Below are 13,518 nucleotides of genomic sequence, written 5' to 3' on the forward strand. Positions count from 1 at the left end.
GACGCGCATCCGGTGGCCGATATCCGGGAGAGGCAATGTTGGACCGCGTCGATCATCGAAAACAGGAGATATTGATGTTCGATCACACAACCCAAGTAGCAGCCAACTGGGCCGAACATGTCCAGCCAGGTCATGTCGTGCTGTTTCGCTTCCCCGTTCGCTATCCGCAAACGAAAGACGGAGTGCCGATGACACGCCCATGCCTCGTCCTGGAAGTCGATGGCGAAGGCGCTTCCCAAAAGGTCGTGCTCGCTTATGGCACGACTGCGACATCGGTCTCGCACACCGGCTACGACATTAGTCTCACGCGCTTGTCCGACCTAAGAAGTGCAGGTTTGAAACGGTCCACTCGCTTCATCGGCGCTCGTCTGTTGTCGGTCAGTCCGAACCATAATGGCTTCCCCATTGGAATGACCGGCACACCGGTCACAGGTCGTCTGGCAGATGCCCCTTGGGAAAGGATGCAATGGGTGCGCGCGCGTCTCCACGCCGAGCACGATATAGCCGTCGAGCACCAGAGGGAACGCAGCTCAACCCCCGTCGCCGTTGAGCATCGCATGCAGCGAACGATGGAATCGGGGCGCCAATCGGCAGTCTGACCACCGGCAGTGTGACCGGCCCCTCGATGATGAGGGCCGGCAGCACTCCGGCTCCCAGACCTGGAGAAAAACATGTTTCCGAAACCCACCACATACGCCAACGGCAACAACCATCGCTTGGTGCATTTCTTCGATCAGAAAATGCAGGGAGATTTCGAGAGGATGGAGGACATCCTCGCTGACGCGTCGCGCCATACCCGAGCAGCGTGCGAGGAGATCACCCAGCTTCCCTACGAGGCGTTCAAGCCGCTCCAGAGGTGGTCCGGTGACCTCGACCGGCATCTCGAACAGAACTCTCTGCTCACCGAGGATTTCCGCCACGCTGCCCGATCGGCACTTCGCGAAATGGCGCAACTGGAGCCGGAGCTGGCCCCCGGTCTGATCGAAGATGCCACGCGACTTTTGCGCGATGCTCTGGAGGCGTCCTACCGGGTCTGCGACTTGCTCGCAGCGGAGCAAGCCATCGCCAAGCACCGCGGAAACCGTAACTGACGCCGAGATCGCCGGGGCTGGATCCCCCGGCGCCAGGGCGCGCTGGCCCCACTCACCTTTCTTTTGCTCAAGTTGGCGCGCCCGTCCTGACACCACCGCCTTTACCGGCAATGAATACCAGGAAGTGATCATCGTTCCCGGAAAGACCGATCACAGGTCAGAACGAACTGTTTCTTATACAGATGTTTATCTGGCGAAGTCTGTCGGCTACTTTCAACCTCAGCACAATGGAGCAACTTTATGTAGCGATCACCTTCCAGGCCCTCGAAACCAGCCGCATCCCTGCGGTGGTCGGGCATGGAGTGCTATGTCGAAAACGACAGCCGCACGGGCCGCGGCGAACGCAAGAGCCCGAGTCTCCCTGACCTCCTCGACCGCGCAGATCCAACAGGTCAAAAGCGCCCTCAGCGAGGCCGCGAGGCAGATCACCCAGGGCGAAACCTGGGTGCTCCCCTACTTGAAAAGGCTCAAGGCCGAACTTGCCCGGCTCGAAGACGACCAAGACCTTCTCCTGCAAGCCCACGAAATCGCCAACGCCGCCCCTCGCAGGGCGGCGTAATGCTTTCACATCCACCGGAAACGGAGTGATCAGCGCGTGCAGCTTAACATGGCGTGCACGTCGTATGGTGCTATCGTCGAGAGAGATATGTCCGACAACACAGAAAACATTGAAAAAAAGGCTGCTATGTCAGACTATGCGGTCATCGACTTCGAAGCCAGCAGCCTTTCGTCTGAAAGCTGGCCGATCGAGATCGGTTTGTCATGGCTCGACGAAGGAGAGGTTAGGACCTGGTCATCTCTTATTCGGCCTTCCAGATCATGGAGCCTCGATGACTGGTCTGATGAGAGCGCAGCAGTTCATCGGATCCCCATAGAAATCGTCCACGCTGCGCCATGCGTCGATGTCGTCGCGGCCCGTTTCTTCGAAGTCCTCGGAACGCGCCAGTTGGTCTCCGACGCGCCGGTCTTTGAAACACACTGGTTAACCAGAATGACCGAGGCCGCTGATCAGCCGGCCAAAGGACCGGTGCTCGATTTCCACCGGGTTTCATTCGCGAACTTCAGCGGCCTTGCCCTCGATTTGCTATACGAAACGATCGAGAGAAAGGTTGTGCCGCATCGAGCTGGCCCCGACAGCGCCCGTTTGGTTGCTGGTTGGCGCAGAGCCCTTGCGCATCATGAGGACCACCTCTCGTAGATTTTGCCGTAGCACCCGGTTTTGCCACGATCATGCGAGATGATCGGGCACCGGCAAGGACAGCTGCTGGGCAATCTCGTGCCGCTTTTCGAGCGTCACATCGTCACCGTAGACCGGCCGCCCCCGGATCTTTTTGATGCTGTGGCCCATCATGTGGCCCTTCTCCGTTTCGCTCACCCGGAACGCCTCCATCCTGCTCTCCCAGGAATGCCGCAAACCTCCGATCGTGTGCTCTGGCGAAGGAAAAAGACCACTTGTCCTGAGGCGACCATTCACATTGCCGGAATACCCACCTTTTCCGCGATACCTGGGGAACCCATTCGGGTTTCGCCGTGCCGCCGCCAAAGCGACGCCCACCAATGGCACCTTTCGTTTTGACGCAGTGTTCTTGATTTCGCGCCGGTGAGCCCCGTCGCTATTCGCGACGAGTATATGCGGAATAGCTGCATCCAGCACGATCGCCTCTGGCGGAAGATCATGGATTTCTGATTGCCGACACCCCGTCTCGATGGAGATCAGCAGGATGTCACGCGCCTCCGCATTGAGATTGTCGAACGCCCCGGGTGCAAACCATTTCTCGACGATCCAGTCGGTCGAGATTTCGAGCTTCCGGTTTTCATCATTGTGCCGATCACGCAGACTGACCCTCCGATACGGCTCGGGAGGGTTCGGTCGCGCGATGTTCTCGTAGTAACGCCTAAGCATTCCTGCGAGGTTGGCGAACTCTTTGTTTGCGCTCTCAATCGCGAGGCCTTCGGCAGCCACCCTGCGCTTCCACCACGCTCGATGCCGTAGCGCGACCGCATGGTCGATATCCTCCACGAGGATGTCGGCACCGTCCAACGCCGCCCGTAGGTTGCTGGCAGCCCGGATTTTCGCATTGCGCCAGACCCGCATCTGGTTGGGATTTTTGAACCGATTGTCGAATGCAGCAAGCTGCTCATCAGCAGCCGCGAACTGGGATAGTCGCAGGCCCGTCTGCTCTACGCCGCCAAGCACGGCCTTCGCGACCGTTGGATCGCCTCCATGCCTTTCCACGGCGGCGAACCGATTCAACAACTCATCGAGGGGCGCGGTTACCAGTTCCGCGACCGGGCGATAGAGAAATCCCTCATTGGCCGCGATATGCGAGGCAGCGGCCAGTTGATCTACCGTGTCTGACATTTCCGGTGTGAGCGCCCGCATCACCTCAAGGTCCCTGAGGATTTGTGCTTCAGCAGCGGGCAGGAGCTCGCGCGCGCGTCGCTCGCTGTCCGTCCGAAGACTGCGATGAATCTCACTGCGACCGGCGACATCGAGATATCTACGCGGGACCCGCATCCGGAGATGCCAAGTGCCGTTTCGCTTATGCAATCCCGCCATGATTTCCCCCGTATCGGACCCGGTCCCGATGCCATAGCTTCAGCCGGGTTTGCTCCACATTTTGCTACACAATGCCCGGCATGTCTCGCATCGTGATGTGTCGCAACTATCTTGAAATCATGGCTTTTTCAGGATGCAGATTGTCGCATTCGAATCCCTGTCTCTCCGCCACCGGGCCCGGCCAATTTGCCCGGACCGGTTGGTTTCCCTGCCAGTTTTCGCCTGATCACACGGCTTTCGGCGCAGTATCCTCGCCGCAGGCTGCATCGGCGAGGCGGTCGAGGATCGCGCAGTCGGAGGTGTCGTCACCGGGGCAGCTGGCAATCAGCGAGGTGAGCTCCGTTTCCAGCGCGCGCAGGCGGCGGATCCTTGCGCGGACCGAGCGGAGATTCTCCTGCGCGAGGGCGCGGACGTCCCGGCTCGCCCGGTCCGGGTCGGCGTTCAGGTCAAGCAGGCGGCGGCATTCGTCCAGCCCGAACCCAAGGTGGCGGGCCTGAGCCAGAAGGCGCAGCTGCGTGATCTGTCGGTCGCCGAAATCGCGGTAGCCATTGGCGGCGCGGTCGGCGGTGACGAGGCCGATCTCTTCATAATAGCGGATGGTCTTGACCGGGAGACCGGTCAGGCCGGCGGCATGTCCGATGTTCATGGGCGGCTCCTTTGCATCATATGAGGGGGTCTGCTGCCCGGGGGTCAAGGGGGGCGCGGCCCCCCGCCCTGCGGACGTGCTCCGGAGTATTTCCGGAAAGGTGACGCGGCATCACAGCTTCTGCGCCCTGAGCCTGAGGGCGTTGCCGATGACGGAGACCGAGGAGAGGCTCATCGCCGCGGCCGCGAAGATCGGGGAGAGGAGCACGCCGAAGACCGGGTAAAGGATGCCGGCTGCGATCGGCACCCCGGCCGTGTTGTAGACGAAGGCGAAGAACAGGTTCTGGCGGATGTTGCGCATCGTCGCCGCGGCCAGACGGCGGGCGCGGACGATGCCCATGAGGTCGCCCTTCACCAGCGTGATCCCCGCGCTTTCCACCGCAACATCCGCCCCGGTGCCCATGGCAATGCCGACATCGGCCTCGGCCAGCGCGGGAGCGTCGTTGACGCCGTCACCGGCCATGGCGACCGACAGCCCCTCGGCCCGCAGCTTCTTCACCAGCGCGGCCTTGTCTTCCGGGCTGACACCGGCGTGGACCTCGTCGATGCCGAGTTGTCCGGCAACCGCCTGCGCGGTGGCCTCGGCGTCGCCGGTGGCCATGACGATGCGCAGGCCAAGGTCGTGCAGGGCGCGGATGGCGTCAGGCGTCGTGTCCTTGATGCGGTCGGCGACGGCGACGAGGCCTGCGGGGCGGCCGTCGAGGGCGACGAACATGGCGGTCTTGCCCTCTGCCTGAAGGGTCCGGGCGCGGTCGGCCAACGCCCCGGTATCGATGGCGAGGTCGGCCATCAGCGCGGCATTGCCAAGCGCGATCTTCCGGCCATCGACCATGCCGGTGACGCCCTTGCCGGTGACGGAGTCGAAACCGGTGCTGTCCCGACGCGCCGCGCCGCGCGCGTCCGCCCCGGCGACAAGCGCCTCGGCCAGCGGGTGTTCGGAGCCGCGTTCAAGGGCGGCGACGAGGGTCAGAAGCTCCGCCTCCTCCATGTCCTGCGGTTCGACGTCGGTCAGGGTCGGGCGGCCCTCGGTCAGGGTGCCTGTCTTGTCGACGATCAGCACGTCGACGCCCGCAAACCGCTCCAGCGCCTCCGCATCGCGGATCAGCACGCCCGCACCGGCCCCGCGCCCTGAGGCGACCATGATCGACATCGGCGTGGCGAGGCCAAGCGCGCAGGGGCAGGCGATGATGAGCACCGACACCGCGGCGACGAAAGCGTAGGAAAGCGCAGGCGACGGGCCAAGAGCCCACCACGCCACGAAGGCGAGCAGCGCGCAGGCGACCACGGCCGGCACGAAATACCCCGCCACCCGGTCCGCGACGGCCTGGATCGGCGCGCGGGATCGCTGCGCGGAGGCCACCATCTGCACGATGCGGCTGAGCGTGGTATCCGCACCGACGCTTTCCGCCCGCATCAGGAAGGAGCCGGACTTGTTCAGCGTGCCGCCGGTGACGGTGGCGCCCGCGACCTTCTCCACCGGGACGGGTTCGCCGGTGATCATGCTTTCATCGACGGAGGAGCGGCCTTCGGTCACCACCCCGTCCACGGGCACCGACTCGCCGGGCCGGACGCGCAGGAGGTCGCCGGATTTCAACTCATCAAGCGGCACGTCCTCGTCCCGGTCCCCGCTGACCCGGCGCGCGGTCTTGGGCGCAAGGTCCATCAGCGCGCGGATCGCGTCGCCCGTGCGTTCGCGGGCGGCCAGTTCCATCACCTGCCCGATCAGGACAAGGACGAGGATGACCGCCGTCGCCTCGAAATAGACCGGGGTCATGCCCATGCCGTCGCTCATCTGCGCGGGCAGCAAACCCGGGGCGAGCATGGAGACAATGGAAAAAACGTAGGCCGCCCCGGTGCCCAGTCCGATCAGGGTCCACATGTTGGGGCTGCGGTTCAGAACCGAGGTCCACGCGCGGCGGAAGAACATCCGGGTGAACCAGACCACCGCCGTGGCCAGGACGAACTGCAGTCCGACAAAGGCCGTGTGCCCCAGCCAGTGCGCGAACGGGATGCCGACATGCGATCCCATTTCCAGCAGGAAGACACCGGCGGCCAGCGGGGCGGTGATCTTCAGCCGCCGCCTGAAGTCGACGTATTCCGGGTGCGGCCCGCTGTCGAGGCTGGGCGTCATCGGTTCCAGCGCCATGCCGCAGATCGGGCAGTCGCCGGGATGGTCCTGCACGATCTCGGGGTCCATGGGGCAGGTGTACATGGTGCCTTCGGGCATCGGTTCGGGTTCGGGCCGGTCGCCGAGCCAGGTGTCGGGAGTCGCCTCGAACCTGGCCTGGCACCCGGACGAGCAGAAATAGTACCGCTGGCCGTCGTGCTTGCTCATGTGGGCGGCGCTGGCGCGGTCGACGCTCATTCCGCAGACCGGATCCGTTGCGGTGAGGTAGGCTTCCGGGTCGGCTTCGAATTTCCTGCGACACCCGTCTGCACAGAAGTGATAGGTGTGGCCCCGATAGTCCGTCGAGGGCTTGCCCGCATCCGGATCGACCGTCATGCCGCAGACCGGATCGCGGGTGATTGCGTGGCTGTGCGAATGGGCGTGTTCGTGGGGCATCGGCGGATCCCTTCCTTCCTCAAGGAGCATGGATCGCCGATGTAGGGCCTCCAGTCACTGGAGGGTCAAGAGGGCCGGACGAAATTTTCCGGCACCCCCTGTCAGGCGTCGTCTCAGGAGACCAGGACCCCCTCACCCAGCATACGGGCGATGACCGGGTCGATGGAGGGACGCGCGGGTTTGTAGGGCGAAGGCACGAATTCCAGTTCGGGGAACAGCGCGAACAGTTCTTCGACCGCGGAGGCATCCATGCCGTTGAATGCGCCGACGCCGGGCAGGAAGCTTTCGGTCCAGGTGCCTTCGGACAGGACCAGTTCGTGATCGTCGAACATCAGGTGGTAATAGATGACGGCCTCGACCTCTTCGACCGTGACACCTTCGCGGCCGGTCAGGCACTTGGCCGGGACCAGCGCCTCGTCATCGCCGCAGAGTTCGGCAACGACGCCGCCGGAGACCATCACGCGGTGTTCGGGGGACACGAGAAGATCGCGGTCCGGCATGTTCTCGCCCAGTGCGCCCTTGGCGATGCGGATCGGGCGGACCTGTTCGAATTCCTCGGCCTCGGAGATGTCGACGTGGCGGCAGCCGATCCAGCGCAGGGTCTGGATGCCGTGGTCGCGGGTCATGATCTGGTCGCCGGGAACAAGATGTTCGACGGTGCGCTGGCCCTGAAGCGTCAGGATCCGGGTGCCCGCCGCAAAGCATGCGATCGCACCGCGCTTGCCGACCCGGCGCACATGTGCCGCGTCGATGTTGTCGTTGGTTCCGTTGATCCCGTTACCCGCGAAGTCTGCCATCTTCTTGCCTCTCGTCATGCTCATGCAAAACCAAGGCCCCCGCCGATGCTTATACACAGATTTGCCGCAAAGTGGCGGTTTAAGGCGGAAAAACGGCCAAAATCCGGAAATCCGGCCCGATTTGGGGAAGCCGCCGATCCAGTCAGGGAACAGTCCCGCCGGACCGTCCGAACTGTTGCCGGCCCGGGTACAAACTGGCCATATTTTGATTCGATTTTACGACGCTTTTGCCTCATTCCGGCGTCATCGCGGACCCGAACCGGACACATTTCCGGGTCACCGGCGACTCGGACCTGCTGCGAATGCCGACTCGGGCTGGCCCCACCCCTCCCCCCGATCCGCCGCGAAGGCGCGTCAGGACGCATCGGGATCGCGTCACCGGCCGTGGCGGGGGGCCTTGACTTCCCGCCTCCGCACTTACAGCGTACACCACATGATGCAGACCGACTCCGCCTCGCCGCCCGAACCCCGCAAACCGCTCTCGCGCGAACGCGTGCTGCGGGCGGCTCTGCGCCTTGCGGATGACGGCGGGCTGTCTGCGCTGTCGATGCGCAAGGTCGGGGCGGAACTGGGGGTGGAGGCGATGTCGCTCTACAACCATATCCGCAACAAGGAGGACATCGTCGCCGGCATCACCGACCTCGTTGCCGGAGAGATCGACCTCCCCACCCCCGATTTCGACTGGAAGGGACAGATGCGCACCCGGTCCCAGTCAGCGCATCGCGTGCTGATGCGTCACCCCTGGGCGGCTGCGCAGTTCCAGTCCGGACGCACGCCGGGGCCGCAGATGATGACCTATCTGGACGCGACGCTCGGCTGCCTGATGGCGGTCGGCTTCACCCCGGCGCAGGCCGACCATGCGCGCAACACCATCGACAACCATATCTACGGTTTCACCCTGCAAAGCCTGACGCGCCCGACCCGCGTGCGCGAAATCTCCCGCCAGGCCAAGCGGGCGCTCAAGGATATTCCCAAGGCCAGCTACCCCAACCTCTACCGGCGGACCGAGGACCTCGCCAATGCGGCGGACCCTGAGGCGGAGGATTTCGACTTCGGCCTGACACTGATCCTCGACGGGCTCGACGCGCTGACCCGGAGATGAGCGAACCCGTCACCGCCATCCGAAACGTCGGTCCGGCCTCGGTCGCGCTGTTCGACCGCGCGGGGCTGACGACGGCAGAGCAGGTGCGCTCCCTTGGTGCCGACGCCGCTTACGCGCGGCTGGTCGCCACAGGCACGAGGCCGCATTTCATCGGATACTACGCATTGGTCATGGGCCTGCAGGGCCGGCCCTGGAACGACTGCAAGGGGGCGGAGAAGGCCGCGCTGCGCCAGCGGTTCGACGCGATCTGCTACGGAGCACGGACTGCTGCCGAGGAAACCGGCGCACTTCCCGCCGAGCTCGCCCGCTTCCTTTCCGACCATGGCCTGCGGGCGGGACGCAGAGCCGCATCAGGGCGGGAACCGGCGGCGGACTGACCCGTTATCCTTTCAACGTAACGTGAAAGGACCAATGATATGGACATCCTCCGCATTCTCGTCGCGATCTTCATTCCGCCGCTTGGCGTCTTCATGCAGGTCGGTCTGGGCGGGGCCTTCTGGCTTAACGTGCTGCTGACGATCCTCGGCTATATTCCGGGCATCGTTCACGCCCTCTACATCATCCTCAGCCGGGGCCCGGCACGGGCATGACCGCCGACCCTCGCCTTGCAAGCGTCGCGCGGGCCGAACGGCTCGCGCGGCTCATGGACCGGGCGTTCCGCGTGCCCGGCACACGGATCCGGCTCGGTCTCGACAGCCTGCTCGGGCTGGTGCCGGGCGTCGGCGACACGCTGGCACTGGCCCCCTCGGCCTATATCCTGGCCGAAGCACACCGGCTTGGTGTGCCGCGCCGCGACCTCACCCGCATGGCCGGGAATATCGGCATCGACTGGCTGATCGGCCTCGTGCCGCTGATCGGGGATATTTTCGACGTAGGCTGGAAGGCGAACATGCGCAACACCGCGATCCTTCGGGCGCATGTGGAAACGTCGCCTGAAACGAAAAGGGCCGCGCCCTCGCAGGCCCGGCCCTTCGCAAAGGTCTGAATAACGGGTCAGCCGACCAGTTCGAGCCCGGAGAAGAAGTATGCGATCTCCTGCGCGGCGGTTTCGGCGGCATCCGACCCGTGCACGGAGTTCTCGCCGACCGACTCGGCGAATTCCGCGCGGATCGTGCCGGCCGCGGCGTCCTTGGGGTTGGTCGCGCCCATGACTTCGCGGTTCTTGGCAATGGCACCCTCGCCTTCCAGAACCTGCACGACCACCGGGGCAGAGGCCATGAATTCGCAAAGCTCACCGTAGAAGGGACGCTCGGCATGCACCTCGTAGAACTTCCCGGCCTGTGCCATGGTCAGCTGGATACGCTTCTGCGCGACAATGCGCAGGCCCGCGTCCTCGAACTTGGCGTTGATCTTGCCGGTCAGGTTGCGGCGGGTGGCGTCGGGCTTGATGATGGACAGGGTGCGTTCGATGGCCATGGCTCTCTCTTTCAACGGGCGGAGCGCACTCCGCAGGAAACGTCGGCGCCCGCCTAACATGGCCCCGCAGGTTTGAAAAGCCGTCACGCCCCCGCTTCATCTTGCTGCAAATATCCCGGGGGAGTCCGAAGGACGGGGGCAGCGCCCCCTGCCCCCTCTGGCCCCCTTCCCCGGGCTCTGCTATGGCGCGCGCATGCTGCGCATTCAGAACATCTCCTATTCCATCGCCGGACGTCCCCTGATCGAGGATGCCTCGGTCACGATTCCCGAAGGCCACAAGGTCGGTATCGTCGGGCGCAACGGGGCGGGCAAGACCACCCTGTTCAAGCTTATCCGCGGTGAACTGGTGCTCGACACCGGCACGATCACCCTGCCCGAGAAGGCGAAGATCGGCGGCGTCGCGCAGGAGGTGCCGGGGAACGAGGTTTCGCTTCTCGACACGGTGCTGGCGGCGGATACAGAACGCGCGGCGCTGATCGCGGAATCCGAAACCGCAACCGACGCCGCCCGGATCGCCGACATCCAGACGCGGCTGGCCGACATCGACGCATGGTCGGCGGAGGGGCGCGCTTCGGCGATCCTCAAGGGGCTCGGCTTTACCGAGGCCGAACAGCGCATGCCCTGCTCCGCCTTCTCGGGCGGCTGGCGGATGCGGGTCGCGCTGGCAGGGGTGCTGTTCGCGCAGCCCGACGTGCTGCTGCTCGACGAACCGACGAACTACCTCGACCTCGAAGGGGCGCTCTGGCTTGAAAGCTACTTGCAGCGCTATCCCAACACCGTCATCATCATCAGCCACGACCGCGGCCTTCTGAACCGCGCGGTGAACCACATCCTCCACCTCGAGGGCAAGAAGCTTACACTGTATTCGGGCGGCTACGACAACTTCGCGCGCCAGCGGGCGGAGCAGCGGGCGCTGCAGACCGCGGCGGCCAAGAAGCAGGATGCGCGGCGTGCGCATCTGCAAAGCTTCGTGGACCGGTTCAAGGCCAAGGCGTCGAAGGCGAAACAGGCGCAGTCCCGCGTCAAGATGCTTGAGAAGATGGAGAAGATCACCGCGCCCGAGGACGCGGCGCGCACCGTCTTCACCTTCCCCTCGCCCGAGGAACTGTCGCCCCCCATCATCCGTATCGAATCCGGGTCGGTCGGCTACGGCGCGCGCACCGTGCTGTCCCGGCTCGACCTGCGGATCGACCAGGATGACCGGATCGCGCTTCTCGGCCGCAACGGCGAGGGCAAGTCGACGCTGGCCAAGCTGCTGTCGGACCGGCTGGCGCTGATGGAGGGGAAGATCACGCGATCCTCCAAGCTGCGCATCGGTTTCTTCGCCCAGCATCAGGTCGACGAGCTGTTCCTCGACGAAACACCGCTGGACCACATCCGCCGCCAGCGCCCGGACGAGGCCCCGGCGCGGCTGCGCGCGCGGCTGGCGGGCTTCGGCCTTGGCGCGGATCAGGCGGAGACCGAGGTCGGGCGGCTCTCTGGCGGGCAGAAGGCGCGGCTGACGCTGCTGCTGGCGACGCTTGACGCGCCGCATCTGCTGATCCTCGACGAACCGACCAACCACCTCGACATCGAAAGCCGGGAGGCGCTGGTAGAGGCCCTTACGGCGTATAGCGGCGCGGTCATCCTGGTGTCCCACGACATGCACCTGCTCAGCCTCGTCGCGGACCGGCTGTGGCTGGTGAAGGACGGACGCGTGGCCCCGTTCGAAGAGGATCTGGAAGCCTACAGACACCTCCTTCTGAACGTGAACACCGGGTCCGAAAAACCTGAAAAGAAGAAGGAAACCCCCAAACGCCTGTCCCGGGACGCGATCCTTGCCCTGCGCGCGGACGTGCGTAAATGCGAAGAGCGGGTCGAGAAGCTGCAGCAGATGGAAACCAAGCTGGCGGCCAAGCTGGCGGACCATTCGCTTTACGAAGACGCCCGGGTCGGCGAGCTCGAGGTCTGGAACCGCAAGTATGCCGAACTGCGCGACGCGATGGAGAAGGCAGAGGCGCTGTGGATGTCGGCCCTTGAAAAGCTGGAGCGCGCGGAAGGGGCCACGGCGGCCTGACGCCCCCCGGCCCCGTTCCTCTGGCAGCACCGCGCGTGTCCGTGTAAAGCCGGAGTATGGAGACCACCGCCCTCATTACCGCCTTCGTCACGCTGTTCGTGATCATCGACCCGATCGGGCTCACCCCGCTTTTTGCCGCATTGACGCAGGGCGCGCCGACGTCCGAGCGCCGCGCCATCGGCCTGCGGGCGTGCTGTGTCGCGCTGGTCCTGCTCGCCCTTTTCACCGTGTTCGGAGAGGCGGTCATGGGTTTTGTCGGAATCTCCATGCCCGCCTTCCGGATCGCGGGGGGCGTGCTGCTGTTCCTGACCGCGCTCGAGATGCTGTTCGAACGGCGGACCAAGCGGCGGGAGGGCCAGACAGAGGCCCCGCAGACCGTGCCCGATCCGTCGGTCTTTCCGCTGGCGACGCCACTGATCGCCGGTCCGGGGGCCATCGCAACGGTGATCCTGCTGGCGGGACAGCAGCCGGGCTGGATCGGCGCGGCCTGGGTTGTCGGAGTCACGACGGCGGTATTGCTGGTGGTCTACGGCTTTTTCCTGACCGCCGGTCTGTTGGAGCGCATTCTCGGACGCACAGGCATCAACGTCGTGACGCGCGTGCTGGGGATGCTGCTGGCCGCGCTGGCGGTGCAGTTCGTTCTGGACGGGCTGAAGGATTTCGGCTTCGCCGGGTGACGGCGCGCCGGGCGGTGCCTATATACGGTCGATGGACACCGACTCCACCATGAACCTACTCTACCTCGTGCTGCTTCTCGCGGCTGTGGGCGGCTGGATATTCACCTCCGGCCGGCGGCAGCTTGGAAAACTGGCACAGCAGATGGCCGCATGGGCGCTGATCTTCGTCGGCGTGATCGCGGCCATCGGGTTGTGGGACGACATCCGCGGGACGGTCATGCCCAGTCAGGCGGTGCTGCAGGGTGGCGAGATTTCGGTGCCCCGTGCGCCGGACGGGCATTATTACCTCGATGCAGTGGTCAACGGCACCCCGCTGCGTTTCATGGTCGACACCGGCGCAACCGACATCGTGCTGACGCAGGAGGACGCCGGCGCCGTCGGGATCGACCCCAGGAGTCTCGTCTATTCCGCCCGCGCGATGAGCGCGAACGGCGAGGTCGGGATCGCGCCCGTCGTGCTGGACCGCGTCGCCATCGGCCCGGTCGAGACAGAGGGCGTGCGAGCCATGGTGAATGGCGGCGACATGCGGCAGAGCCTTCTGGGCATGCGCTACCTCCAGCAGTTCTCGAAGATCGAGATCGGGGACGGGGCGTTGATCCTTACGCCGTAAG

At 64.7% G+C, this 13,518-nt stretch carries 16 protein-coding genes; 11 read left to right on the forward strand and 5 right to left on the reverse strand.

The features are described 5' to 3' along the window. Positions 1-35 precede the first annotated feature (35 nt). The 4 genes from IEV87_RS06220 to IEV87_RS06235 all read left to right on the forward strand — a co-directional run bounded on the left by IEV87_RS06220 (position 36) and on the right by IEV87_RS06235 (position 2,289). A complete protein-coding gene (locus IEV87_RS06220; protein WP_188476788.1) occupies positions 36-599 on the forward strand; it encodes a hypothetical protein in 564 nt (187 codons plus the stop codon). Positions 600-671: 72 nt separating this feature from the next. Further along, positions 672-1,091 carry a hypothetical protein gene (locus IEV87_RS06225; RefSeq protein ID WP_188476789.1) on the forward strand — a complete coding sequence of 140 codons (420 nt, stop codon included), beginning with the start codon at positions 672-674 and terminating at the stop codon, positions 1,089-1,091. 307 nt (positions 1,092-1,398) lie between these two features. Further along, entirely contained in the window at positions 1,399-1,650 is a 252-nt protein-coding gene (locus IEV87_RS06230; protein ID WP_188476790.1) for a hypothetical protein, read from the forward strand. A gap of 87 nt (positions 1,651-1,737) precedes the next feature. Further along, positions 1,738-2,289 carry an exonuclease domain-containing protein gene (locus tag IEV87_RS06235; RefSeq protein ID WP_229737445.1) on the forward strand — a complete coding sequence of 184 codons (552 nt, stop codon included), beginning with the start codon at positions 1,738-1,740 and terminating at the stop codon, positions 2,287-2,289. 30 nt (positions 2,290-2,319) lie between these two features. On the opposite strand, the gene IEV87_RS06240 is transcribed toward IEV87_RS06235, so the two are convergent. The 4 genes from IEV87_RS06240 to IEV87_RS06255 form a co-directional block, all read right to left on the reverse strand. Beyond that, positions 2,320-3,651, reverse strand: a complete 1,332-nt coding sequence (locus IEV87_RS06240) for a DUF6538 domain-containing protein (protein WP_188476791.1) — start codon at positions 3,649-3,651, stop codon at positions 2,320-2,322. Positions 3,652-3,877: 226 nt separating this feature from the next. Further along, a complete protein-coding gene (locus IEV87_RS06245) occupies positions 3,878-4,297 on the reverse strand; it encodes a MerR family transcriptional regulator (protein WP_188476792.1) in 420 nt (139 codons plus the stop codon). Positions 4,298-4,408: 111 nt separating this feature from the next. Then, positions 4,409-6,859 carry a heavy metal translocating P-type ATPase gene (locus IEV87_RS06250; protein WP_188476793.1) on the reverse strand — a complete coding sequence of 817 codons (2,451 nt, stop codon included), beginning with the start codon at positions 6,857-6,859 and terminating at the stop codon, positions 4,409-4,411. Between the two features lie 113 nt (positions 6,860-6,972). Continuing rightward, positions 6,973-7,656, reverse strand: a complete 684-nt coding sequence (locus IEV87_RS06255) for a Hint domain-containing protein (RefSeq protein ID WP_188476794.1) — start codon at positions 7,654-7,656, stop codon at positions 6,973-6,975. Positions 7,657-8,089: 433 nt separating this feature from the next. Here IEV87_RS06255 and IEV87_RS06260 point away from each other — a divergent pair, with 433 nt between their 5' ends. The 4 genes from IEV87_RS06260 to IEV87_RS06275 are packed head-to-tail and all read left to right on the forward strand — an operon-like array spanning position 8,090 to position 9,743. Further along, positions 8,090-8,758, forward strand: coding sequence for a TetR/AcrR family transcriptional regulator (locus IEV87_RS06260; RefSeq protein ID WP_188476795.1), 669 nt, complete (start codon positions 8,090-8,092; stop codon positions 8,756-8,758). After that, positions 8,755-9,135 carry a TfoX/Sxy family DNA transformation protein gene (locus IEV87_RS06265; protein WP_188476796.1) on the forward strand — a complete coding sequence of 127 codons (381 nt, stop codon included), beginning with the start codon at positions 8,755-8,757 and terminating at the stop codon, positions 9,133-9,135. The genes IEV87_RS06260 and IEV87_RS06265 overlap by 4 nt, the downstream gene beginning before the upstream one ends. 39 nt (positions 9,136-9,174) lie before the next feature. After that, positions 9,175-9,348, forward strand: coding sequence for a YqaE/Pmp3 family membrane protein (locus tag IEV87_RS06270; protein ID WP_188476797.1), 174 nt, complete (start codon positions 9,175-9,177; stop codon positions 9,346-9,348). After that, complete coding sequence (locus IEV87_RS06275) at positions 9,345-9,743, forward strand: DUF4112 domain-containing protein (RefSeq protein WP_188476798.1); 399 nt, start codon at positions 9,345-9,347, stop codon at positions 9,741-9,743. The genes IEV87_RS06270 and IEV87_RS06275 overlap by 4 nt, the downstream gene beginning before the upstream one ends. 8 nt (positions 9,744-9,751) lie before the next feature. On the opposite strand, the gene ndk is transcribed toward IEV87_RS06275, so the two are convergent. Next, positions 9,752-10,174: a nucleoside-diphosphate kinase gene (gene ndk / locus IEV87_RS06280; RefSeq protein ID WP_188476799.1), complete on the reverse strand. Its 423-nt coding sequence runs from the start codon at positions 10,172-10,174 to the stop codon at positions 9,752-9,754. Between the two features lie 193 nt (positions 10,175-10,367). On the opposite strand from ndk, the gene IEV87_RS06285 reads away from it, so the two are divergent. The 3 genes from IEV87_RS06285 to IEV87_RS06295 are packed head-to-tail and all read left to right on the forward strand — an operon-like array spanning position 10,368 to position 13,517. Then, entirely contained in the window at positions 10,368-12,230 is a 1,863-nt protein-coding gene (locus IEV87_RS06285) for an ABC-F family ATP-binding cassette domain-containing protein (RefSeq protein ID WP_188476800.1), read from the forward strand. Between the two features lie 56 nt (positions 12,231-12,286). Beyond that, on the forward strand, positions 12,287-12,907 hold the full coding sequence (locus IEV87_RS06290) for a MarC family protein (protein ID WP_188476801.1): 621 nt from the start codon (positions 12,287-12,289) through the stop codon (positions 12,905-12,907). Positions 12,908-12,956: 49 nt separating this feature from the next. Further along, positions 12,957-13,517, forward strand: coding sequence for a retropepsin-like aspartic protease family protein (locus IEV87_RS06295; protein ID WP_229737446.1), 561 nt, complete (start codon positions 12,957-12,959; stop codon positions 13,515-13,517). Position 13,518: the final 1 nt, after the last annotated feature.

This window comes from Primorskyibacter flagellatus (assembly GCF_014638275.1).
GTDB classification, from domain to species: Bacteria; Pseudomonadota; Alphaproteobacteria; order Rhodobacterales; family Rhodobacteraceae; genus Pseudooceanicola; species Pseudooceanicola flagellatus_A.

Excerpts from the sequence above, each read along its gene's own strand:
- ndk (WP_188476799.1), bottom strand. The coding sequence starts at position 10,174 with ATGGCCATCGAACGCACCCTGTCCATCATCAAGCCCGACGCCACCCGC.
- IEV87_RS06295 (WP_229737446.1), top strand. The coding sequence starts at position 12,957 with ATGAACCTACTCTACCTCGTGCTGCTTCTCGCGGCTGTGGGCGGCTGG.
- IEV87_RS06220 (WP_188476788.1), top strand. The coding sequence starts at position 36 with ATGTTGGACCGCGTCGATCATCGAAAACAGGAGATATTGATGTTCGAT.
- IEV87_RS06235 (WP_229737445.1), top strand. The coding sequence starts at position 1,738 with ATGTCCGACAACACAGAAAACATTGAAAAAAAGGCTGCTATGTCAGAC.
- IEV87_RS06230 (WP_188476790.1), top strand. The coding sequence starts at position 1,399 with ATGTCGAAAACGACAGCCGCACGGGCCGCGGCGAACGCAAGAGCCCGA.
- IEV87_RS06275 (WP_188476798.1), top strand. The coding sequence starts at position 9,345 with ATGACCGCCGACCCTCGCCTTGCAAGCGTCGCGCGGGCCGAACGGCTC.
- IEV87_RS06290 (WP_188476801.1), top strand. The coding sequence starts at position 12,287 with ATGGAGACCACCGCCCTCATTACCGCCTTCGTCACGCTGTTCGTGATC.
- IEV87_RS06245 (WP_188476792.1), bottom strand. The coding sequence starts at position 4,297 with ATGAACATCGGACATGCCGCCGGCCTGACCGGTCTCCCGGTCAAGACC.
- IEV87_RS06250 (WP_188476793.1), bottom strand. The coding sequence starts at position 6,859 with ATGCCCCACGAACACGCCCATTCGCACAGCCACGCAATCACCCGCGAT.
- IEV87_RS06240 (WP_188476791.1), bottom strand. The coding sequence starts at position 3,651 with ATGGCGGGATTGCATAAGCGAAACGGCACTTGGCATCTCCGGATGCGG.
- IEV87_RS06225 (WP_188476789.1), top strand. The coding sequence starts at position 672 with ATGTTTCCGAAACCCACCACATACGCCAACGGCAACAACCATCGCTTG.
- IEV87_RS06285 (WP_188476800.1), top strand. The coding sequence starts at position 10,368 with ATGCTGCGCATTCAGAACATCTCCTATTCCATCGCCGGACGTCCCCTG.
- IEV87_RS06255 (WP_188476794.1), bottom strand. The coding sequence starts at position 7,656 with ATGGCAGACTTCGCGGGTAACGGGATCAACGGAACCAACGACAACATC.
- IEV87_RS06260 (WP_188476795.1), top strand. The coding sequence starts at position 8,090 with ATGATGCAGACCGACTCCGCCTCGCCGCCCGAACCCCGCAAACCGCTC.
- IEV87_RS06265 (WP_188476796.1), top strand. The coding sequence starts at position 8,755 with ATGAGCGAACCCGTCACCGCCATCCGAAACGTCGGTCCGGCCTCGGTC.
- IEV87_RS06270 (WP_188476797.1), top strand. The coding sequence starts at position 9,175 with ATGGACATCCTCCGCATTCTCGTCGCGATCTTCATTCCGCCGCTTGGC.